General features: G+C 74.2%; 1 protein-coding gene. It reads right to left on the bottom strand.

Annotated features, from left to right (window positions below):
• On the bottom strand, positions 1–233 hold a 233-nt coding region (locus FJ658_RS15330), incomplete at both ends, for an NAD(P)/FAD-dependent oxidoreductase (protein ID WP_181408509.1).

Genomic DNA, 233 nt, shown 5'->3' with positions numbered 1-233 from the left:
GTTCGGCCTTCTCGGCATCCGCGATGTCGGCCAGGTAGTGCTCGGCGTCGAGGGCGGCGACGACGCCGGAACCGGCCGCGGTCGCGGCCTGCTTGTAGGTGGGGTCGACCACGTCGCCCGCGGCGAAGACGCCCGGCAGGCTCGTCTTCGAGCTGCGGCCCTCGACCGCGATGGTGCCCTCGGGCGCGAGATCGAGCTGACCGTGCACGAGGTGCGTGCGCGGGTCGGCGCCG

The organism is Schumannella sp. 10F1B-5-1, from assembly GCF_006517535.1.
Lineage (GTDB): Bacteria > Actinomycetota > Actinomycetes > Actinomycetales > Microbacteriaceae > Schumannella.
Note: the sequence above shows the minus strand (reverse complement) of the source record. Positions and strands in the feature narration are given on the sequence as shown.